The following is a 22,015-nucleotide window of genomic DNA, read 5'->3' as shown; positions in this document are numbered from 1 at the left end:
TATGACTCCATCAGGTATGGTATCAACGAAATCGCTGATTACTCTGGCTAAATGATTATTAGGAATAGAGAAATCTAAGTTGAGTGTCAAAGTAGTTTGACCTGTGATATAATTTTGATACATGAAATTCCACCTTCTTGTTTTTATTTTGTGGTGATTTAATAATATCAAGGCTGGAAGATAATGTATAGAAAAAATCCGTTAGAACAAACAAGTTCTAACGGATTTTCTATTTTAAGTATCTAGTTTTTTCCCAGACATTTTCTATTTTAAGTATCTAGTTTTTTCCCAGACACTTTAATTACTTTTTCCTTTCTTTTAAGCCTGCTGAACCAGTAGAAATGGATACACAGCAGCAACAAGCGACAATATGACGATGATTTTCCTCAATTTGGATACTAGAGGCCATTACTTGAAGCCATTGCAATACCAAACGGATTATTTTCCTCCGTTGAATTATCTTTTTTGTAAAGGCTGATTTATGACTGCTAGAACTCCTGTTTAGTTGTACGTCAAAGGGTTGATTTGAATTTGCTAGATTTACGAAATCATTCATAAATTATGGCCTGCTGTATGAATTATTTGTGAAAAGTATAGTTCCAGCAGAATAAATAGTCAATATACTTTTAATAAAAATATCAATATTTTCATCTTTAATTAATAAATTATTATATACAATTTTTATAGAAGAATTATATGTAGTATCTTCGAACACATGATAAAAGAATTGAAGTATATTGAGAAAGCAGTATGCAAAAAGTATCTAGGAAAGATTCTAAAACTAAAAAATCGTTGATAGTCCTGGTCTTCACATTACATCAACCTTGCTGTATCAACGATTTTTTCTGTTATTCAAACTTGTCTAAAATTGAACTTTTTCCAGACTCTTTTTAATTTGCAAAATATTTCAAAATATTTGTTTCAGTCAGCTTGTCTCGTTCTTGTCCAGAAGCATCGAGCACAATTTGTCCGTCTTTTAAAACAATCGTGCGATTGCCATAATGAAGGGCATCTTTCAATTGGTGGGTAATCATGATACAAGTTAGTTTTTGTTCTTTTACTACTTGATCAGTTAATTCAAGTAAACCGTGACTGGTATTCGGATCAAGAGCGGCGGTATGTTCATCGAGCAAGAGCAAGTCAGGGCGCTTAATTGTTGCCATTAAAAAGCTCAAAGTTTGACGCTGTCCTCCAGAAAGGTTGCCAGCAAAAGTATTCAAGCGTTGGTCCAAGCCATTAGGAAGTTTAGCTGTTTCTTCTTTAAATTCAAGCATGTGCTTTTCAAGCTGACGAAGATGTAGGCCACGTTTTTGTCCCCGTTTAGTTGCAAGTAATAAATTTTCCGCCACAGTCATTCGTGGCGCGGTTCCCATTTTAGGATCTTGGAAAACTTGTGAGATAAATTTAGCGCGTTTAACTTCGCTGAGACCGGTAATATCTTTACTTTTTAATAAAATATTACCTGAAGTAGGGAAGATGGAGCCATTGATAACATTGAGTAAGGTAGATTTACCAGCACCATTGGTTCCTAGTAAAGTTACAAAATCACCATCATTCAATGTTAAATCGATATTTTTGAGAATCTTTTTTTCATCTTTAGTACCAGGATTAACAGTCGTAGAGATATTTTTTAATTCTAAAATTGGCTTGCTCATGGTTTCTCGGTTCCTTTCTTGAAGACTTTTCTCAAATGAAATTTCTTTTCTAGTAGTGGCAACATCAAGCAAATTGCTAAGATGATAGCAGAAATTAGCTTGAAGTCGTTAGTACTGAAGCCTAATTGAAGAACGATTAGAAGTACAAAGCGATACAAAATACTTCCCACAACTACAGCTACAAGTCTAGCAGTTAAACTAATATTACGATAGGCGACTTCACTAATGATAATAGCGGCTAGGCCGATAACAATTGTTCCAATTCCCATATTAACGTCCGCATACCCACTATTTTGGGCAATTAAACCACCACTTAGTCCAATTAACCCATTTGAAACCATCAAACCTAAAATTTTCATATTATCAGTATTAATTCCTAGAGCACGCGCCATCTTCTCATTATCGCCAGTGGCAATAAAACTTTGCCCTAAATCCGTATTTAAGAAAGTAGCGAGTAAAATTACAATAAAGATTGCAAAGATAATCCCAATCACTACACTTGCAAATCCTTCAGGTAAGCTAGTTAAAAATTTATTATTGAAGAGAGTTTTATTATTAAGTAAGCCTACATTTGCCTTTCCTAAGACATGAAGGTTAACGGAGTAAATTCCTGTCATAGTTAAAATTCCCGCAAGTAGAACAGGAATTTTTCCTTTAGTGTAAAGTAAACCTGTTACAGCTCCAGTAATCATCCCTGCAATAAAGGAAAGGAATGTGGCCATTATTGGATTAACTCCATGGACAAGTGCACTAACACAAATTGCTGCTCCAAAAGGAAAAGTTCCTTCGACAGTCATATCAGCAATATTTAAAATTCTAAAAGTTAAATAAAGGCCTAGTCCAAGAATCCCCCAGATTAGACCTTGGCCAATTGCAGATGTAATAAGGCTCATTTGATGATACTTCCTTTCTTTTGGGCTTGTTTGATAATAGATTGTGGGATTTTAATATTTAATTTTTTGGCAGTTTTTTCATTAATTACAGTAGAAAAGTTGGTTACTGTTTCAACAGGGAGTGTTGCAGGATTTTCACCATTAAGTACTTTTGCGGCCATTTTTCCAGTTAAGACGCCCATATCATATTGGCTTACACATATTGTAGCAATTCCGCCACTTTTAACCATTGAATCAACCGCAGGAAAGACAGGAATTTTAGCGCTATTGGTAGCTTTGATTAAGCTAGAAAATCCAGAAGCTATAGTATTGTCGGTTGGCACATAAACTGCTTCTACTTTCCCAGCCATAGTTTGAGCAACTTGTTCAATATCATTAGTAGAGGTAACAGTATAAGGGCGTACCGTAATGCCAGCTTTTTGAGCTAGGTGTTTAAATTCTTTAAATTCTGAGGTGGAGGAATCATCGCTAGAAGTATAAATGACACCAATGGTCTTAATATTGGGAATAAAGGTTTTTATTAATTCTAGTTGTTGTTTAATTGGTTCACGATCCTTAACCCCAGTAACTTTTCCACCTGGCTTTTTGAGTGATTTTACTAAACCTGTACCAATTGGATCACTTACGCCTCCCATAATTACTGGTGTATTGCCCGCTTCATTAGCTAGTGATTGTACTGCAGGAGTAGCAATTCCAATGGTAACTTTAGCATTATGTTGTAAAAATCGATCGCTCATGGATTTAAGATTACTTTGATCTCCTTGAGCATTTTCAAAATCAATTTTGATATTTTTATTATTTACATAGCCTGCTTGTTTTAATCCAGCAATAATTCCTCGATGAATTTCATCAAGTGAAGGATGACTTACAGTTTGTAAAATTCCAACGGTCGGTATTGTAGTACTAGTATCTTTTTGCTTATTTTCTAAGAAAAATGCTGCAATTAAAAAAATAAATAGCGCAATAATTGTTGTGATTAATTTTTTCATGTTTTTTCTTTCTAAAATAAAAAAGGGAACTTCCTGCTAAAACAGGTTGTCCCCTTTAATAAAGAAGTAAAACCCGCGCAGGTTTAAAGTCTGTGCGGGTTTAAGTGATTGCTAAGAATTACCAGCACAGATATGACGTTTGGGTCATATCTGTTGCAGCGCAAATCAGAAATAACCCTAGTGCTAGTTTTGCCACCAACTATTCATTTCTAACTTTGCGTATGTCATGATAATTCTCCTTTCATGTCTTATTGTCTAAAATTATAAGGATATTGTTAATACTTTGTCAACTTTCTCTTATATTTTAAAGCCCATTTGTTGTCTTAATGAGTCATATAATGGACGACCTCCAAGGGTGGAAAGAACTGTACAAGAAATAAAAACTGTCATGATCATTGGGAGTACTTGTTGGACAGTGCCGATCATTTCGGTCAAAAGCATAATAGCAGTTATTGGAGCATGTAAGCAGGCTCCAAAATAAGCCGCCATTGAAATAACAATAATATTAGTGTAGTTACCTGGTGGAATTAAACCAAGGTGAATTAGGATTGTAGAAGAGACTAATCCTAATAAAGCTCCTAAAACCATAGTAGGCATAAAGATACCACCTGGGACTGAACTTGCGTAAGAAACCATTGAAAAAACAAATCTAATTACTGAGAAGATAATAGGAATTAATAGCCAAGTCAAATCTCCTAATTCTTCATTTTGAACAATAATAGGATTGTGAAATAGAATATCAATTAACATATGGGATCCACCAAGTGAGTGAGGGTAGATTAATCCAATTGGAATAATAGCTAGCATAGGAATAAGACTATGATATATTCGTGGAATCTTTTTGATTTTGTTAAATAACCATTTAGAATTTAACAAAGCCCATTGATAAACATATGCTAATACTCCTGCGGCTATCCCGACCAAAACCAGTGACCAATAAGAGGTTACTGGTAATTTATGAGCAATTGGCAGGTAAAGACAAGGTTTGGTTCCAAAGAAGATAATAGTAACTAGGTCAGCGGAGGCTGCCGCTGCTAAAGCAGACATAATATCTTTTGGTCTAAAAGATTCAGTAATTTCTTCTACAAGAAAGAAAACACCAGCAAATGGTGCACTAACGGCAGCACTTAAGCCAGCGGCAATACCAGCACAAGTTAGTACTTGAGTATCATCGTCTGGGGTGTAATAAAAGTTAGTGGCATATCCTTTGGCAACCATTGCTCCCATTTGGATACATGGACCCTCTCGGCCTAAGAATAGTCCTGTTCCCATAGCTAGGAGAGAGCCTACAAATTTTCTCCAAAGAATCTGAAACCAAGACATTTGATTTTCTCCTAGAAACATTGCCTGAAGTTGAGGAATTCCTGAACCGGCGAGGTTGTTAATATCGTATTTAATAATTTGTCCTAGTAAAAAAACAATCAATAAGGTAAAGGCAGCATAGGGGATAATCCAAATAGGATGAGTTCTCATATAAGGATAGAGTATATAAAGGGTATCCATACCTTTATCGATCAATAATCTAAAAATACTAACTATTAAACCTACGGTTAAACCAATGACAATCGCTTGTAAAAGTAATCTTAAGGTTGTAGAAGTAAAAGGCTTAGCTAGTATTTTTTTAGCAGGTGGCATAATAGTTTTCCTTTCTAAAAATACATGATAGTACTAGTATAAGACTTTAATTGGGTTTACTAAATAGGGATTTAGTTTCACGTGAAACGAAAAAAGACCACTAGTTTATGATTATCTAGTGATCTTTAATTTAGCTAATAATTAATTTTAAAATTCCGACTCCAATACAAATGGCTAGAATTGGAATCAATAAGTATGCAGCAAAGAAGAAAATTAAACCAATTGCAATTAAAAAGCCAATAACTTTGATTAAACCGATACCTAGTTTCCAACAAAGCCATAAAACTAGAATTGTAAGTAACAGGGAAAGCATAATTATATCCTTTCTATGCTCTATTATAGAAATTACAGTAATAATATAATACATCATATAAAGGATTTAAATTAACAAAAAAGATAAATTTTAAGGAAAAATAATAATGAAAAAAATAACTGTGGGATTGCTGGCTCATGTAGACGCCGGAAAAACAACTTTATCTGAAGGGATGCTCTATGCTAGTGGCCACTTGCGTAAGTTGGGGCGGGTTGATAAACAAGATACTTTTTTAGATACGGATAATTTGGAAAAGAAGCGTGGGATTACAATTTTTTCTCATACTGCTAGATTACACCAGGATAATACAGAAATTACAATGGTTGATACTCCAGGACACATTGATTTCGCTAGTCAAACTGAACAAGTTTTATCAGTGTTAGATTATGCAATTTTACTAGTTTCTGCCAGTGATGGGGTTACTAATTATACTAAGATGCTTTGGGATAAACTGAGAGAATATGAAGTGCCCACCTTTGTTTTCATAAATAAGATGGATAGTGTGGGTGCTGATAAAGCGAAAATATTAACTGAGTTAAATCAAAAGTTGAATAGTAATTTCATTGGTTTTGAAGAAGAAAATGATACATTTTTTGAAAATATTGCGACTAGCGATGAGCAATTATTAAATAAGTATCTGGACACTGGCCAGATTACCGATGAAGATATCGTGTCAGTGATTAGACAAAGAAAAGTCTTTCCTGTTTATTTTGGCTCAGCCTTAAAAATGGAAGGAATAAAAGAATTTTTAACTGGTTTGGATAAATGGACCGAAGAAGTTAATCATTTTAGTAAACTTGGTTTGAAAATTTTTAAAATTAGTCATGATCAAAAAATTGAACGCCTTACTTGGGCCAAGGTAACTGGAGGATTTTTAAAAGCAAAGAGTGAATTAGTACCGAATGAAAAAATAAATGAAATTAGAATTTATAACGGTAATAAGTATGAAGTAGTTGACCAAGTAAATTCAGGAACAATTGTTGCTTTGACAGGACTTTCTTCAACTTATGCAGGTCAAGGGTTAGGGGTTGAAAAGGATGATGATAAGTCCAAGTTAATGCCAGTTTTACGTTATCGAGTAGTAAGTAAAAATGATATCAAGGACGTACTAGAAGCTTTAAGAATACTAGAAGATGAGGATGCTAGCTTACATGTACAATGGTCAGAGCATTTACAGGAGCTAAGTGTTGAATTAATGGGTGAAATTCAAAAAGAAATCTTGATATCTTTACTAGAAGAAAATTTCAATATCCAAGCCAGCTTAGAACAAGGAAGTATTCTCTATAAAGAAACTATTACTGATCTAATTGAAGGGGTAGGTCATTTTGAACCTTTGAGGCATTATGCGGAAACACACTTACTAATGGAACCATTACCAGTGGGAAGTGGTTTAGTTTTTGAAAATCAATGTAGTTTAGAGGTTTTAGATAAAAATTGGCAACACCAAATTATGACAAGTTTAAAAAGTAAAGAACACGTGGGAGTACTTACTGGTATGCCCATTACTGATATGAAGATTACTTTGATTGGTGGTAAGGCTAGTAATGTGCATACAGTTGGGGGAGATTTTAGGGAAGCAACTTATCGTGCGCTTCGGCAAGGCTTGATGGAATTACGCGAGCAAGGAAGTTGTCAACTGCTTGAGCCGTGGTATGATTTCAATTTAACTATTCCACAAGATCAGGTAGGACGTGCTATTAACGATATTCAACAGATGGCTGGTAACTTTGAACTACCTTCACAGATGAGTGAAGTAGTGACTATTTCTGGTCAGGCACCAGTTGCTGAGATGCAAGGGTATGCTAATAAGGTACGAGCCTATACTCGTGGAGAAGGTCAACTTGAATGCATAGTCAGTGGCTATTTACCTTGCCATGATGCTGAAAAGATAGTTAAAGATGTTGAATATGATCCTATATCTGATTTAAAAAATACCCCTAATTCTGTTTTTTGTTATCATGGTGCTGGACATACAGTAACTTGGGATAAAGTGCCAGATCATGCGCATTTCCCATACTTGACAAGTTATTAAGAAAATCTTAAGACGCCTATTTTTAGTCTATAAAAATAGCTTAATAATCGGAGAGAACGTATTATTAAGATAATAAGTAAATAAGTCATAAATTGCCAGAAAGAGGTACAGCCTATGGTAGAAGATAAACATGGACTTAAAGATAAAGTTGCTGGAAAGCTTAAAGAAGTAGAAGGTAAGCTTACAAAAGATAAAGGTCGCGAAGTTGAAGGTAAAGCCCAAAAATTAAAAGGCAAGGCAAAAGAAGAAGCTAATAGAATTAAAGAAGATCTTGAAAATAATCTATAGGTATTATTGTTAAATCTATTAGTGATTCAGACGAAAGAAGGTGGCAATTATGTTACATTGGTTATGGGTTTTAATTGTCGGTGGAATTATTGGTTTAATTGCGGGGGCAATAACGCGTAAGGGCGGTTCAATGAATTGGATTGTCAACATTATTGCCGGATTAGTTGGGTCATCATTAGGGGAGGCCTTGTTTGGTGCCTGGGGACCACAATTAGCGGGAATGGCAATCGTTCCGTCATTATTAGGTGCAATTATTTTGGTAATTGTAGTATCTTGGGTATTAACTATGTTTTCAGGAAGAAACAAGGCTTGATCTATAATACTTGAAAATTTTATAAAAATAAAAAGACAGTTTTTTAACTGCCTTTTTGTTTTGGGCTATAATGAAATCAAAAATAACTTTAAGATAGGAAAATAAAAAGATGAGATTAATTTCATGGAATATTGATTCCTTAAATGCTGCATTAACTAGCGATTCTGCACGAGCTCATGAAACAAGAGCAGTTTTGCGTACAATTAAAGAGAAAAATCCTGATGTAATTGCTATCCAAGAGACTAAGCTACGTTCTACTGGTCCAACTAAGAAACATCAAGAAGTTTTAAGTGAAATGTTTCCAGAATATAATTATGTTTGGCGTTCTTCTGAAGAACCTGCTCGGAAGGGCTATGCTGGAACTATGTTTTTATATAAAAAGGAATTAATGCCAACAGTAACCTATCCTAAGATTGGCGCTCCTGAACCAATGGACGATGAAGGAAGAATTATTACGTTGGAGTTTGATAATTTTTACCTAACACAAGTTTATACGCCAAATTCAGGTAATGAATTAAAGCGTTTAGCTGATCGACAAGTTTGGGATAAAAAATATGCAGCTTATTTACATGAACTTGATAAAAATAAGCCAGTGATTGCGAGTGGGGACTATAATGTCGCTCATACGGAAATAGACTTAAAAAATCCGCAAAGTAATCACCATAATTCTGGTTTTACTGATGAAGAAAGGCAAGATTTTACTTATCTTTTGAATCAAGGCTTTACTGATACTTTTCGTCATGTACATGGTGACGTTGAAGGACACTATACGTGGTGGGCACAGAGGGTTCGCACTAGTAAGCAAAATAACTCAGGTTGGAGAATTGACTACTATATTGTTTCTGATAGAATTGCAGATAAAATTCAAGAATCTACGATGATCGATAGTGGCGCACGAAAAGACCATTGTCCGATTATGTTAGAAATTAATATATAGTTTTAAAAAAGAAGTAAACTAAAAACGTTAACGAGAGGTTGACGTTTTTTGTTTAGAAAGGAAAAATCATGGCTGATTTTTTACAAGAGGCAATTCTTAATGGATTGTATGATGATAATTATCAAGGTAATAACTTAGTTACGCCTCAGCTGTTGGGTAATGAACAAGAAGAAAACTTATGGACAAGTTTACGTTATGAGTTATTACATGCACAATCCTTTACTTGGGCAGTAGCATTCATTGGTGAGAGTATGCTTGTTCCATTTAAGTTAGTAATGGCTGATTTAGCTAAAAAAGGTGTGAGTGGAACCTTGATTACTGGTGATTACCTTGGCTTTAATAGTCCTAAGGTATTTTTAGAATTAAAAAAGATTCCTAATCTTAATGTACGGATTACTCAATCAGCTGGTTTTCATGCTAAGGGATATTTTTTTGAACATGATAATTATCAGACTAGCATAATTGGAAGTGCTAACTTTACGCGTAGTGCAATGCTTAAAAATTATGAATGGGCACTCAAGGTTAGTTCGAAGCAAAATGCGTCTTTAACTAAAAGAATGTCTGAAAAATTAACAGCCTTAGAAGAAAATTCTATTCCTCTAACTGATGAATGGATTAGGGAATATGCTAAAAATTGGCAATCTGTTAGAACCAGTAATCTTCTTAAAAAGAAGACAAAAATCATCCCTAATCAGATGCAAAATGCGGCATTAAAAGAATTAACTGAATTAGTTAAACAAGGTGAAAACAAGGCCTTAGTTGTGTCTGCAACAGGAACAGGAAAAACTTATTTAGGAGCATTTGCAGTAAATGAGTATCATCCTAAGAGATTTTTATATTTAGTCCATCGTAGTCAAATTGCTAAAAAATCATGCGATAGTTTTCATCGGATAATTGGCGGTGATAAAAAGGATTTTGGCTTATTATCGGGCAACCATCATGACTTAGAGGCTAAGTATCTTTTTGCGACTGTACAAACGATGAGTCAGGATAATATTTTAGAAAAAATTGATCCGCATGAATTTGATTATATTTTAATTGATGAAGCCCACCGAGCAGCAGCTCCAACCTATCAAAAAGTTTTAAATTATTTTAAACCTAAGTTTTGGTTGGGAATGACAGCAACTCCAGAGCGAATGGATGAACAGAATATCTATGAAATTTTTGATTATAATTTAGCTTATGAAATTCGTCTCCGGGATGCACTTAAAGAGCGAATGCTTGCACCTTTTCACTATGTTGGGGTAGAGGATTATGAAATTGATGGCGAAGTAATTGATGAAACTAGTAATTTGGCCCACTTAATTGATAGAAAACGGGTGGATTATTTACTTAAGCAAATTGATTATTATGGTTATTGTGGTAAGCAAGCACGTGGATTAGTCTTTTGCAGTCGAAGGGATGAGGCGCAGAAGTTAGCTGAATTATTTTCTGAAAAAGGTCATCCTAGTTGTGCTTTGACTAATGAAGATAGTGAAAAGAAGCGAAGTGAAGTTATTGAGAAACTTGAACGTAGCGAGTTAGAGTATATTTTCATAGTTGATTTATTTAATGAAGGAATTGATATTCCAGATCTTAATCAGATTATTATGTTAAGAAATACTCAATCGAGTATTGTCTTTATTCAGCAACTTGGTCGGGGATTGCGTAAATATCCTGGTAAAGATTATGTAACAGTAATCGATTTTATTGGTAATTATAAAAATAATTATTTGATACCAATTGCTCTGAATGGTGATACTAGCCGTGATAAAGATCAAGCGCGTAGAGAAGCTGCTCTACCTCTCCAGATTGATGTGTCAACAATTAATTTTTCTCAAATTGCTTCTGAAAGGATATTAGCTTCATTAGATAAGGTAAAATTAGACGGCATAAAGCAATTACGTGATTCTTATCAGGAAGTAAAAGAAAAAATTGGCCGGGTACCGTTGTTAAAAGACTTTTATCAATATGGTTCAACTAGCCCTGAAGTTTTTGCTAAAAATAAATCATTCGCACACTATGGTGAATTTTTAAGAAAAATGGGTGAAGATATTAAAGTAACTGATTATGAAAGTAGTGTACTTTCCTTTATTACAAAAGAATTGTTAAGTGGAAAACGTGTGCATGAATTGGTTCTATTAAATGCCTTATTAGAACAAGATTCACTTAATTTAACAAGTTATGAACAACTTTTATACCACTGGGGTGCATATGTGAGTCAGGATGTTCTTAATTCGGTGAAAAATATCTTGTCTCTGGCCTTCTTTGATGTAAAGCAGGGGAAGACTACCAAAAAAGAGCAATATGGTGGTGAAAGTTTAATTGATATAATTGATATAGGAGAAGAGCACGTATATCGATTGAATGATAAGTTAAAAAATAGTTTGAAGAATTCAACTTTTGCACAATTGTTTAGGGATGCTGTGCAAACAGGGTTACTTTTGAGTAAAAAATATCAACAGGATCAACAATTCACACTTTATCAACAATATGACCGTAAAGATGCCTGCCGTTTGCTTAATTGGCCTTTAGATGTTTCGGCTCCAATGTATGGCTACCGCGTTGGTGAAAAGGAAACGCCAATTTTTATTACTTATAAAAAGGACGATCAAGAGAAACGAAATGCAGTCTACAACAATACACTTGAAGATGGACGCTCGCTGCGTTGGTATACGAGAAGTCCGCGGCATTTAGATTCGCCAGAAGTGGGAAAGTTATTGCAAACACCAGCCATGAAATTACATTTGTTTGTAAAGCAGAGTGATAGTGTGGGCAAGGAATTCTTCTATCTGGGTGAAGCTGAAATTCAGAAAAATTCAGTTAAAGAAGAAAAAATTGGTCCCAAGAAAAAAGCCGCTGTAGGGATGAACTTAGTATTGAAGCATCCCTTAGCGACTAAGATGTATGAGTTGTTGTTTGATTAGACTTTTATTTTTTCTTTTGGACTAAGTGCGACGTGAGTTAAATATCCAGCATTAATTGCCACAACCAAGACAGTTGTGATTGTAATTACTTCGAATTCTGGTGCAAATAAGCAAATTATGAAGCCGATAATTGTGGTTAGTAAAAAGATACCAATCGTTTTTTTATTTAAATCAAATTCTTGTTTGTTGTAACGCGTAGAAATTGCTAAGCCAAAATAAAATAGTAAGATACCACAGTATAGGCAGGTTGCAGCAAACCAAGAATTAGCATCTTCTTCGTGAATGAATTTTAAGCTCACAGTGATTAAGCTAATTCCAAAAATGATGAAGTAATGTAAATAAATTAATAAATTTCCTGTGGCGTCTGGTTGATTTTCTTCAACCATCCAGTCGAATTGGAGCACGTAGGTGAAGAAGAGAAGAGCAACAATGAGGAAGATTAAAACTGAATAAACTGATAAAGTTTGAATTCTGAAATAATCAGCTGCACCAATAATCGTTTCACCAAAGATTACGATGACTAATAGATTTAATCTTTCCAAAAAATGAGGAAAGATAATAGGGTGCTTGATGGTTTCTTTCCGGGTTAAAGTTGGCATAATCCAACTCAGAAGTAAGCCGATAATTGCAATAATAAAACCTGCAAGATTATCTAAAAGTCCACCAACGATTAAGCAAATTGCTCTAAAAATCAAAAAAGCAAAATAAGTTTGTGTGATTTTTTTGTCAGTTTCGCTTTTTACTTGGAAACGAGTAATTAAATAGTGGATTGCTAATGTTGTGGATAAACACCCTGCGGATACAAAAAGAATTTTCATTTCCCGAAGGTTATTTGTGTCAAATGAATTTGACATAAATAAAAGAATCATCATGTCTATAAAATAAAAAGCAATATCAGTCCAGCTAGACTTCCCATAACGGTTAGTAAAGATAGTTTGTACCATCCAGGAGCTGATAAAAATCAACACAATAATTGCAAATAAACCAAATGAAATCGGCGAAACCATCCCATTATGAAGATGATGGAGAATTTCTGTTGTTTTTGAGATCATGTAAACAAACACAAGATCATAAAATAAGGCTATTTTAGAAACGTGTTTTTCAGGTATTTTAGACATATTAACCAACTTTCTTTATATAAGGTATAAGTCAGATATATTTTAACATTTGGTTAAAAACACGCGCATAAACTTGAGACTTTGGCTATTAATAGTTTAAATGAAGTAGATGAAAATTCTTTACTTATTTATGGTAAGTGATATAGTTATATTAAGATAAAAAGTAAGGGGGCGAAAATTTTGAAGAACTCAACGTTAAAAATTGGTGTTTTGAATATTATGCATGATAAATTGCGCACGCAACAAAGATTTAAAGAAATTTTTGATGAAGCGCCATTTGATGTAGATTTACAGTTTTTCTATCCTAAAATGCATTATCAAGATAGGCCAGTTCCGTCGGAAGTTGCAGCAATTTCTAAGCCGTTAGATTTAACTAATATTAAGGACTTTGATGGTTTTATTATTACTGGGTCACCAATTGAGCGATTTAATTTTGATGAAGTTACATATATTGATGAAGTTCGATGTTTGCTTTCAGAATTGGATCGAAACCATGTGCAACAACTCTATTTATGCTGGGGTGCGATGGCGGCAATGAATTATTTTTATGGTATAGAAAAGAAAAAATTAACTGAAAAAGTTTTTGGTGTTTTTTCTCATAAAATTAATTGTTGTCATGAGTTATTGAATGGAATTTCTTCAGGATTTTTAGCTCCCCATGCACGTTATGAAGAAATGGATAAGAATCAGATTGAACAAGATCCCAACCTGACTATTAATGCTGAAGACGAAAATGGTAATTTATTTTTAGTTACAGCTTCCAAAAATCCAGAGAGAATTTTTCTCTTTTCTCATTTAGAGTATGATAAACCTGCTTTACTTGAAGAATATCAGCGAGAAAAAGCAGCCCATCCAGAGATAGAATATAAAAAACCAGAAAATTATTTTTTAGATAAAGAAAAAATGCAAGATCCGCAATTTAAATGGAAAAAAATTCAAAAGCAATTCTTTTTTAACTGGCTCAATCAAGTTAGCAATAGTACTTTAGAACCAGATCTTGTAATTATTTAAGGAGAAATATTATGACTACTATTTATAATTCAATTACTGAGTTAGTTGGTAACACCCCATTATTAAAGTTGAACCGTGTAGTTCCAGAAGATAGTGCAGATGTATACGTAAAACTTGAAGCTAAAAATCCTGCCGGTTCTGTAAAAGACAGAATTGCCTTAGCAATGATTGAAAAGGCAGAACGCGAAGGTAAGCTTAAAGAAGGTAGTACTATTGTGGAACCAACTTCTGGTAATACTGGAATTGGTTTAGCGAGTGTAGCTGCTGCTAAGGGTTACAAGATTGTAATTGTAATGCCAGAAAGTATGAGTATTGAACGTCGTAAGTTAATGAAAGGCTATGGAGCAGAATTGATTTTGACTCCAGCAAGTGAAGGAATGAAGGCGTCTATTGCGAAGGCAGAAGAGTTAGTTAAGGAAAAGGGCTACTTTATGCCAATGCAATTTGAAAATCCTGAAAATCCTAATATTCATGCATTAACTACTGGTCCGGAAATTATTGAAGCTTTTCAAGGTACAGGTAAGAGTATTGATGCTTTTGTAGCCGGAGTTGGTACTGGTGGTACTTTGTCAGGTATTGGTAGTGCTTTAAAGCAAGCTAATAAAAATACCAAAGTTTATGCGTTAGAACCAGCTGAAGCACCTCTTCTTAAGGAAGGAAAGACTGGTAAACATGGTATCCAAGGAATTTCTGCGGGATTTATTCCTAAGAACTTGAATCAAGATATTTATGATGGTGTTGTAGAGATTTCTACTGATAAGGCAATGGCTACTGCTCGTGAAGTTGGTAGAAAAGAAGGGTTCTTGCCGGGCATTTCTGCTGGTGCAAACATAGCTGGTGCTTTAGAAATTGCTAAAAAGTTAGGCAAGGGCCATGCTGTAGTAACAGTAGCTCCAGATGGTGGCGATCGTTATTTATCTACGGCTTTATTTAATGAAGAATAATTATTAATAAAGAGACTCCAGTTTGGGGGCTTTTTTATTAATTTGGTGTATTTTTAATTAATAGTTTAAAAATGAAAAAATTTAAATTTCTTTTCCTATTAATTGGCTTAATTTTGGCGTTAACAGGATGTTCTGTTAAACCGCAAGCATCACACGTGGAAAAACCACAAGTTGCAAAAGTTAATTTTTCGAGAAAATATAAGATTACGGCGACACCGACTCTCTTTTTTCATGGAGCTTTGAGCAATTATAAGTCTGAAACTAATATTGTAAAGGCTGCTCAGGTAGCTGGTCTGACTAACAGTGTTACTAGAGTAGATGTAAGTCCAGACGGTAAAATCACCTTTTCTGGAGAAATAAAAAAGAATGCGATTAATCCTATTATTGAAATCAATTATAAAAATAATATCCAAATTGATTTTGAAAAAGCAGGAATGTATGCCACAAATGTCGTGAAGGCATTAAAACAAAAGTACGGCATTACTCAAGTAAATATGGTGGCTCATTCACTTGGAAATGTATCAGTGATGTATTATTTATTACAAAATCATAATACTTCAATGCCCCGACTTAATAAGCAAGTGGCAATCGCAGGGCATTTTGATGGTGTGGATTTAAGTCAAGCTACTCAAGAATTACAGGCGCCAAAGAATCTAAAAATTGCTGCAGATGGTAAGCCAAATAAAATGAATAAAGCTTATAAACAGATGTTGGCATTAAGAAAAATTTATCCTCAAGAAAAAACGCAGGTTTTAAATATTGTTGGAGATAAAAGTCATGGTAGTGATGGTTTAGTTTCGAATGCTTCATCTGAGTCTTTAAAATATCTTTTAGGTACTGACAGTAGTAACTATCAATTAAAGAAATATTATGGTCAAAAGGCTGATCATGGACGTTTGACTTATAACTCTCAAGTAATTAAAGATATTCTGAACTTTTTATGGGGATAAAAGTTCTGAAATTATGAGCTAGTAAAAACTCGGGAAGTTATTCCCGATGGAATTTAGGTTCTATTGTTAGTACAATAGAATAATTAGTTAAAAAGGAGAATTTTTATGAAATTTCAATCTTTAGAAGATACTTATACTTTAAATAATGGGGTAGAGATACCAGTTATTGGTTTTGGTACTTGGCAAACACCTGATGGAGATATTGCTGAAGAATCAGTTTTAGCTGCCCTCGGTGCTGGCTATCGTCATATTGATACTGCAGCCGCTTATGGTAATGAAGAAAGTGTTGGGCGTGCAATCAAGAAGAGTGGTATTAACCGTCATGACTTATTTGTAACCACTAAGCTTTGGAATAATGACCATGGTTATGAAAAAGCTAAGGCAGCAATTGATACTAGTTTACAAAAATTGGGTTTAGATTATTTAGATCTTTACTTAATTCACTGGCCTAATCCTGTGGCAATGCGCGATAACTGGGCTGAATTAAACGCAGAGAGTTGGCGTGCGATGGAAGAGGCTGTTAAGGCAGGAAAAATACGTGCTATCGGTATATCTAACTTTAGAAAACATCATATTGATGAATTAATGAAGACTGCTGAAATTAAACCAGCTGTTAATCAAAATTTCTTAAATCCAAGTGATTTACAACCTGAGGTAACTGCAGAAAGTACAAAACTTGGTATGCTTAATGAAGCTTATAGTCCTCTGGGTACCGGTGGCTTACTTGGTAACAAGACTGTAACCGGTATTGCTAACAATCATAGTAAGAGTCCAGCCCAAGTATTGATCCGTTGGTCATTGCAGCATGGCTTTTTACCACTTCCTAAATCTGTTCACCCAGAATATATTAAAGCCAATGCAGACGTATTTGACTTTGACTTAACTCCAGATGAAATGCAATTACTTGATGAATTGCATGGTACTACTGGTGTTGCTAATGATCCAGATAAGGTTGATTTTTAGTCTCAAGGTTTTAATAGTAAAAAAGTGCATCCCTTTGGGGATGCACTTTTATTTTTATCTATTTGTAAAGGTATTAGCTTTAATATGATTTAAAATTTCATATCCGACATCTTTTTGGGAGTCTTCGTTACCATTAGTTTGATTTAAAAACATTACGATACCATTTTGATTGTCAGTAGTTAGTTGAACCCAGCTACCAAAGTGTAAACCATTGATGCTACCATAAGCACTCTTTAAAGTGTCATTATTCTTGAGATACATACCACCAGAGTAATTGGTGATCTTAGATTTTAAGTGTGTTAAGTAATGAAAGTCACTTGAGCTTAAAATTTGTCCATTAGAAAGACCACATTGAATTTTATAATAGTCAGATGGCGTTGAGAATAAGTTACCTGCTCCTGGAATTTGTGAGGCAACTGATTTCTTCATATAAGCGGGACTTTGATAGTTTTTATTGTTCCAAATATATGAAATTGCATCAGTTTTACCACTTGGAATGTTTTGATAGAGATAAGTATTAGTTAGGCCTAGCTTATTTATGATTCGGGTTTGGAAGTTTTGTTCATAAGATTGACCGGTTAATTGCCGTATAATACCAGCTAATAAGATATAATTTGCGTTGTTATAGAAGTAAGTTCCAGGCTCTGCTTCAGCGGTTGAGTTAACTTTATTAACAATCCAGTCAATTGCACCTTGTTCAGAATAATTATAACCACGATTAACTTCAGTTGCTGTAACAGTAATTCCTGAAGTATGAGTTAATAACTGACCAACTGTAATTTTATTAGCATTTTTTAAAGTAGGATACCAACGAGATATTTTTGTATATTGAGAAAAACTTTGGCTAGTATTATTCTTTTCATTAATTAATTGGACAATCATTGCCCCAGTTATTACTTTTTGCAAAGAAGCAGTTGGATAAACAATTTTGGAATTACCAGCACCAATTTTTTTGCCATACCAACCGTAACCATAGCTAATATTTTGTGGGACACCGTCTTTAATTACAGTAATGCTTCCACGAACTTTGTTTTTACGCATAGTTTCTCTGACAAAGTTATACATTTCTTTTTGACTAGCTGTCATTGTTGCCGCATGGGCAGTATGAGCTGGGGAATTAGTAATAAGTAAAGTTGCGGCAGGCGCAACAGCTAAGCTTAATGCTGTTGCAACTGTCATTAATTTTTTCTTCAAAACTTGAACGTTCCTTCCTAATAAGTTAACTATTATTTTATGCTTCTATATTGACTAAACAAGTAATTTTATGTGAAGAATGTGTTACATTTAATTCTTTTTAAAATAATTTGGCTTAATTTTGTTCAAAATTTGATAGCCAACTGCTTTTTCAGCATTTTTATTACCTTGAGATTGATTGAGAAACATAATGATACCATTTTGATTATCATCAGTTAATTGGATCCAATTACAGAAGTGAGTATGTTGACTGCTTCCGTAAGCAAGTTTTAACTCACCATTTTTCTTAATATACATCCCACCAGAGTATGTAGTAACTTTGGTTGTTAAATGGGTCATGTAATCGAATTGATTTTTAGTTAAAATTTTCCCATTAGTAAGTCCTTGTTGAATCTTATAGTACTCACCTGGAGTTGTGTAAAGATCACCGGCGCCAGTTAATTGGGAAGCAACAGTATTAGTTAAAGTTAGGGAATTTTGATAATTATGTTTTCCATTCCACATATAGGAAACAGCTTTTATTTTTCCTGTTGGAGTATGAGTAGCTAAAAAAGTATTCTGTAATTTTAATGGTTTAACAATTCGATTATTTAGGTTAGTTGCGTAAGAATGATTGGTAAGTTTTCTAATAATTCCCATTAATAGAATGTAATTTGCATTATTATAATTGAATTGCTTACCAATTTGAGCTTGAGGAGTTGAATTTATATGCTTGATTAACCAATTGATAGCTCCTTGTTCAGAATAAGTATAGCCACGGTTGGCTTCTGTTCCAACAAGATTAATACCTGAAGTATGAGTAAGTAGATGCCCAACAGTAATTTTGTTAGCATTTTTGAGAGTAGGGTACCAGCGAGATATTTTGGTGTTTTGAGAAAAAGCTTGTTTACTCCCCTTTTTTTCCTGCATGATTTGAATTAGCATTGCGGCTGTAACCACTTTTTGCAAAGAAGCAATAGGATATGCAACTTGTTTATTACTATTTAGAATTTTTTTGCTATAGTTGGCATACCCATAGCTGATAACTTGACTTTCACCATTTTTAACAACAAGGATGCTGCCTCGAACATGATTTTTCTTCATTGTGTTTTCGACAATTTTTTTCATACTAGCAGCATGAACAGTATTATTAGAAGTACTAGAAAAGGCCGCAAATGGAGTTACGCCTACTGTAAGGGCGGTAGCAATAGCAATTAACTTTTTATTTATTTTCAATATTTCTATAATCCTTTCGATAATTTTCTCTACTATTATAAACACAGCAGCGAGTCGCTGTTAAATGCCGATATATAAGTTCGGCTAGTAACTTGTACCCCGCTTCGCCAAAGTGTAATCCATCATTTTTTCTACCCTGACAAAGCACTGATAAATCCCCTTGATCGATCATGGCTTGTGCTAAATTAATATAGGAAAAGTGATAGTCTTTAGCGACTTGGTCGATAGCTTGGCTATATTTATTGACTAAATTATTATCACGGACTAATTGTTTTTCTTCGTCAACAGCTGGCGGAGAGATGAAGATAACTTTTGAAGGCGGATATAGCCAAATAATACTGGAAGCAATTAGCTGCATATTTGAGTTAAATTGGTTAAGCGGGACTTGTTTATGAGTGGCTAAATCATTAGTGCCAATAAGGAGAATAAAATAATCACATTTTTCCTGTTTAAATACTAAATCAGAAAGGGATGCAAAAAAGCCGCCAGAGTTTATTCCGCTAACTGCAGTATTGATAATTTGACAGTTGGGAATTAATTTTTTTAGGTTGTAGTTAATATGAGGCTCGGTTAATCCCTCATGGCGAGCAATAATACTGTCGCCGGATAGAAGTAGTTTCAAAAAATTCACCAGTTTTCTAATAAGCTTTATGGTTATGATACTGCTAGAATTAGGGAATGAGGTGATGATTATGAAAAAATATGATTATATTATTTTAGGGACAGGTCCCGCAGGGTATAAATTAGCGAAATTATTGTCCCATACTGATAAATCCTTGTTAGCTATTGAAGGAGGATTATTTGGAGGAACTTGTCCCAATGTAGGATGTGAACCTAAAATTTTTTTAGAGGGCGCAGTTCATACTCAATTGATGAGTCAGGCTCTTGATAACAGAGGGATAATTCCTGGGAAAATTAATTGGGAGCAATTGATGAAGACTAAGAAGGCACGATTTGATGAATGGCCTGAGCAAACTAAGAAAATCTATTATCAAATGTGCGATGTGGTTGAAGGATACGGTAAGTTTGTTGCCCCACACATAGTTGAAGTGAATGGACAACAATATGAAGGTAAAAAAATTATAATAGCAACGGGGCAGCATCCACATAAGCTTGATATACCGGGCAGTGAATATACACATGATAGTTCTGAGGTTCTTTCTCTTGAAAAACAGCCGAACCATGCCATTTTCTTCGGCGGTGGATATGTTGGAATAGAGCTGGCTACTTTTTTAGCAGCTGCAGGTACAAAAGTTGATATTTTAGTTCGTTCAGAAAGAATTTTGCGCTTATTTTATGGTAAATATGCGGCTGAATTAGTTGAAAATATGGAGCAAAGAAATATTCGCATACATTTTTTTACTAGTCCAACTAAGATTTTAAAAAATAGTAATGGTTTTACTGTTAAAACTAATAATAAGAAGTTGCCAGAAATTATAGGTGATTATATTGTTGACGCGACGGGTAGAATACCAAATGTGAATTTGAATTTAGAAAAAGCGGGAATTTTATATAATAAGCATGGTATTGATGTTGATAGCCATCTTGAGACGAGTGCGAAAGGTGTATATGCAATTGGTGACATCACCAACCAAGCTGTTCCTAAGTTAACGCCAGTTGCTGAACTTCAAGCAGATTATTTATATGATGTACTTGAAAATGGAAAAATTGAGCGTCTTCTGTATCCAACTATTGGTACAGCTGCTTTTTCTTTTCCACAAATTGCTCAAGTGGGTGTTAATCCGCAAGATGCCAAAGATGATTCACGATTTTCTGTAGTCGAAATTAAAATTGGTGAGGGCAGTCCTTATGCTGGTATTAATGATAGGAAAGCTAAATTAACAGTAGTTTATGATAAGAAAAACCGTCTCGTTGGAGCTAGCGAGCTTAGCTTCAGCGCTGCTAATGATATTAATAATTTGGTCCCAGTTATTGGTTTAAAAATTAGCAAAGAAGATTGGCATCGACATGTTTTACCTATTTACCCTGCTTTAGCTGATAAAGTTGAAGGCATATTGAGATAACAGCTAATTCTAAACAAAATTACAACTACAATTTACTTACTATTCCTTTTTACCGGAGGAGTAGTTTTTTTATAAGTAAGATTAAAAAAGAGGATCAGAACAAATAGTTTATTTCTATTAGTAGGTTCTTACATAAAAATATAGAAGCTATTAGCTTCGTACGAATTTTATATTTATAAAGAATATGTACAATTATTATAAAAAAATTTAGGATAATTTTTTATAATATTTGCCATATTAGGAATAATTTTGATATTGCTTTATCAAATAGTTCGAAAATCAGTGATAGTTAATAAAGAAAAATTATGACAACGTTTCCTGGTGTTTGTAATTTATAAAGAAATATTCGAACAAAATAACAAATTTGACGAATATAAAAAAAGCATGTATAGTAGTATCTGTTCTTGTGAAGGAACAACAAATATTTTGTTTAAATATATTTTTAAAAAAGTTCTTGCAAAAAGAAAAATAATGCGCTATAATTATAAAGCTGACTTGATAAATGAGTTAGTGGTAGTACCTTGAAAACTGAACAAAGTTTCGCAAAGTGTGCGGGGTAAAAAATACCCCAAACGGAAGCGAAGTCAATTCGCAAGCAATAAATTTGAGATAACAAATCAAAAAATCGTAAAGAG

19 protein-coding genes are annotated in these 22,015 nt (G+C 34.0%); 10 read left to right on the top strand and 9 right to left on the bottom strand.

Annotation, left to right across the window (positions count from 1 at the left end; translation table 11 throughout):
* Window positions 1–890: 890 nt before the first annotated feature.
* The 5 genes from HDR40_RS08330 to HDR40_RS08310 all read right to left on the bottom strand — a co-directional run bounded on the left by HDR40_RS08330 (window position 891) and on the right by HDR40_RS08310 (window position 5,485).
* Window positions 891–1,655, bottom strand: coding sequence for an ATP-binding cassette domain-containing protein (locus HDR40_RS08330; protein WP_290628216.1), 765 nt, complete (start codon window positions 1,653–1,655; stop codon window positions 891–893).
* Window positions 1,652–2,548, bottom strand: coding sequence for an ABC transporter permease (locus HDR40_RS08325; protein ID WP_290628214.1), 897 nt, complete (start codon window positions 2,546–2,548; stop codon window positions 1,652–1,654). Before HDR40_RS08325 ends, HDR40_RS08330 begins: the two co-directional genes overlap by 4 nt.
* Window positions 2,545–3,537, bottom strand: coding sequence for a tryptophan ABC transporter substrate-binding protein (gene trpX, locus HDR40_RS08320; RefSeq protein WP_290628212.1), 993 nt, complete (start codon window positions 3,535–3,537; stop codon window positions 2,545–2,547). Before trpX ends, HDR40_RS08325 begins: the two co-directional genes overlap by 4 nt.
* 297 nt (window positions 3,538–3,834) lie before the next feature.
* The gene (locus HDR40_RS08315) at window positions 3,835–5,175 is read right to left on the bottom strand and encodes a ClC family H(+)/Cl(-) exchange transporter (protein ID WP_290628220.1); all 1,341 of its coding nucleotides are present in this window, start codon (window positions 5,173–5,175) and stop codon (window positions 3,835–3,837) included.
* Between the two features lie 127 nt (window positions 5,176–5,302).
* Window positions 5,303–5,485, bottom strand: coding sequence for a hypothetical protein (locus tag HDR40_RS08310; RefSeq protein ID WP_290628210.1), 183 nt, complete (start codon window positions 5,483–5,485; stop codon window positions 5,303–5,305).
* Between the two features lie 106 nt (window positions 5,486–5,591).
* On the opposite strand from HDR40_RS08310, the gene HDR40_RS08305 reads away from it, so the two are divergent.
* From HDR40_RS08305 to HDR40_RS08285, 5 genes are all read left to right on the top strand, one after another.
* The gene (locus HDR40_RS08305) at window positions 5,592–7,517 is read left to right on the top strand and encodes a TetM/TetW/TetO/TetS family tetracycline resistance ribosomal protection protein (protein ID WP_290628208.1); all 1,926 of its coding nucleotides are present in this window, start codon (window positions 5,592–5,594) and stop codon (window positions 7,515–7,517) included.
* Window positions 7,518–7,631: 114 nt separating this feature from the next.
* A complete protein-coding gene (locus HDR40_RS08300; RefSeq protein ID WP_290628206.1) occupies window positions 7,632–7,805 on the top strand; it encodes a CsbD family protein in 174 nt (57 codons plus the stop codon).
* A 49-nt stretch (window positions 7,806–7,854) separates the two neighbouring features.
* On the top strand, window positions 7,855–8,118 hold the full coding sequence (locus HDR40_RS08295; protein ID WP_290628204.1) for a GlsB/YeaQ/YmgE family stress response membrane protein: 264 nt from the start codon (window positions 7,855–7,857) through the stop codon (window positions 8,116–8,118).
* Window positions 8,119–8,227: 109 nt separating this feature from the next.
* Entirely contained in the window at window positions 8,228–9,055 is an 828-nt protein-coding gene (locus HDR40_RS08290; RefSeq protein ID WP_290628202.1) for an exodeoxyribonuclease III, read from the top strand.
* 68 nt (window positions 9,056–9,123) lie between these two features.
* Window positions 9,124–11,961 (top strand): DEAD/DEAH box helicase, encoded by a 2,838-nt coding sequence (locus tag HDR40_RS08285; protein ID WP_290628200.1) that lies wholly within the window; start codon window positions 9,124–9,126, stop codon window positions 11,959–11,961.
* Here the strand turns inward: HDR40_RS08285 and HDR40_RS08280 are convergent.
* Window positions 11,958–13,079: a low temperature requirement protein A gene (locus HDR40_RS08280; RefSeq protein ID WP_290628198.1), complete on the bottom strand. Its 1,122-nt coding sequence runs from the start codon at window positions 13,077–13,079 to the stop codon at window positions 11,958–11,960. The genes HDR40_RS08285 and HDR40_RS08280 overlap by 4 nt on opposite strands.
* Before the next feature lie 156 nt (window positions 13,080–13,235).
* On the opposite strand from HDR40_RS08280, the gene HDR40_RS08275 reads away from it, so the two are divergent.
* The 4 genes from HDR40_RS08275 to HDR40_RS08260 all read left to right on the top strand — a co-directional run bounded on the left by HDR40_RS08275 (window position 13,236) and on the right by HDR40_RS08260 (window position 16,947).
* A complete protein-coding gene (locus HDR40_RS08275; protein ID WP_290628218.1) occupies window positions 13,236–14,090 on the top strand; it encodes a homoserine O-succinyltransferase in 855 nt (284 codons plus the stop codon).
* An 11-nt stretch (window positions 14,091–14,101) separates the two neighbouring features.
* Complete coding sequence (gene cysK / locus HDR40_RS08270) at window positions 14,102–15,034, top strand: cysteine synthase A (RefSeq protein WP_290628196.1); 933 nt, start codon at window positions 14,102–14,104, stop codon at window positions 15,032–15,034.
* Between the two features lie 71 nt (window positions 15,035–15,105).
* A complete protein-coding gene (locus tag HDR40_RS08265) occupies window positions 15,106–15,984 on the top strand; it encodes an alpha/beta hydrolase (protein ID WP_290628194.1) in 879 nt (292 codons plus the stop codon).
* 105 nt (window positions 15,985–16,089) lie between these two features.
* Entirely contained in the window at window positions 16,090–16,947 is an 858-nt protein-coding gene (locus HDR40_RS08260) for an aldo/keto reductase (protein WP_290628193.1), read from the top strand.
* Between the two features lie 54 nt (window positions 16,948–17,001).
* Here HDR40_RS08260 and HDR40_RS08255 read toward each other — a convergent pair whose 3' ends face one another.
* The 3 genes from HDR40_RS08255 to HDR40_RS08245 form a co-directional block, all read right to left on the bottom strand.
* Window positions 17,002–18,012 carry a serine hydrolase domain-containing protein gene (locus tag HDR40_RS08255; protein WP_365936797.1) on the bottom strand — a complete coding sequence of 337 codons (1,011 nt, stop codon included), beginning with the start codon at window positions 18,010–18,012 and terminating at the stop codon, window positions 17,002–17,004.
* A 219-nt stretch (window positions 18,013–18,231) separates the two neighbouring features.
* A complete protein-coding gene (locus HDR40_RS08250; protein ID WP_290628189.1) occupies window positions 18,232–19,356 on the bottom strand; it encodes a serine hydrolase domain-containing protein in 1,125 nt (374 codons plus the stop codon).
* Entirely contained in the window at window positions 19,343–19,978 is a 636-nt protein-coding gene (locus HDR40_RS08245) for a GDSL-type esterase/lipase family protein (RefSeq protein WP_290628188.1), read from the bottom strand. The genes HDR40_RS08250 and HDR40_RS08245 overlap by 14 nt, the downstream gene beginning before the upstream one ends.
* Before the next feature lie 70 nt (window positions 19,979–20,048).
* On the opposite strand from HDR40_RS08245, the gene HDR40_RS08240 reads away from it, so the two are divergent.
* Window positions 20,049–21,380 carry an NAD(P)/FAD-dependent oxidoreductase gene (locus HDR40_RS08240; RefSeq protein WP_290628187.1) on the top strand — a complete coding sequence of 444 codons (1,332 nt, stop codon included), beginning with the start codon at window positions 20,049–20,051 and terminating at the stop codon, window positions 21,378–21,380.
* The last annotated feature ends 635 nt before the right edge of the window (window positions 21,381–22,015 follow it).

The organism is Lactobacillus sp. (assembly GCF_014803895.1).
This window is presented reverse-complemented; position numbering and strand designations above follow the sequence as displayed.

Bases quoted from the DNA above. Each gene is read 5' to 3' on its own strand.
- HDR40_RS08305 (WP_290628208.1), top strand. From the start codon at position 5,592: ATGAAAAAAATAACTGTGGGATTGCTGGCTCATGTAGACGCCGGAAAA.
- HDR40_RS08265 (WP_290628194.1), top strand. From the start codon at position 15,106: ATGAAAAAATTTAAATTTCTTTTCCTATTAATTGGCTTAATTTTGGCG.
- HDR40_RS08295 (WP_290628204.1), top strand. From the start codon at position 7,855: ATGTTACATTGGTTATGGGTTTTAATTGTCGGTGGAATTATTGGTTTA.
- trpX (WP_290628212.1), bottom strand. From the start codon at position 3,537: ATGAAAAAATTAATCACAACAATTATTGCGCTATTTATTTTTTTAATT.
- cysK (WP_290628196.1), top strand. From the start codon at position 14,102: ATGACTACTATTTATAATTCAATTACTGAGTTAGTTGGTAACACCCCA.
- HDR40_RS08300 (WP_290628206.1), top strand. From the start codon at position 7,632: ATGGTAGAAGATAAACATGGACTTAAAGATAAAGTTGCTGGAAAGCTT.
- HDR40_RS08330 (WP_290628216.1), bottom strand. From the start codon at position 1,655: ATGAGCAAGCCAATTTTAGAATTAAAAAATATCTCTACGACTGTTAAT.
- HDR40_RS08255 (WP_365936797.1), bottom strand. From the start codon at position 18,012: ATGTATAACTTTGTCAGAGAAACTATGCGTAAAAACAAAGTTCGTGGA.
- HDR40_RS08290 (WP_290628202.1), top strand. From the start codon at position 8,228: ATGAGATTAATTTCATGGAATATTGATTCCTTAAATGCTGCATTAACT.
- HDR40_RS08260 (WP_290628193.1), top strand. From the start codon at position 16,090: ATGAAATTTCAATCTTTAGAAGATACTTATACTTTAAATAATGGGGTA.
- HDR40_RS08325 (WP_290628214.1), bottom strand. From the start codon at position 2,548: ATGAGCCTTATTACATCTGCAATTGGCCAAGGTCTAATCTGGGGGATT.
- HDR40_RS08285 (WP_290628200.1), top strand. From the start codon at position 9,124: ATGGCTGATTTTTTACAAGAGGCAATTCTTAATGGATTGTATGATGAT.
- HDR40_RS08310 (WP_290628210.1), bottom strand. From the start codon at position 5,485: ATGCTTTCCCTGTTACTTACAATTCTAGTTTTATGGCTTTGTTGGAAA.
- HDR40_RS08280 (WP_290628198.1), bottom strand. From the start codon at position 13,079: ATGTCTAAAATACCTGAAAAACACGTTTCTAAAATAGCCTTATTTTAT.
- HDR40_RS08240 (WP_290628187.1), top strand. From the start codon at position 20,049: ATGAAAAAATATGATTATATTATTTTAGGGACAGGTCCCGCAGGGTAT.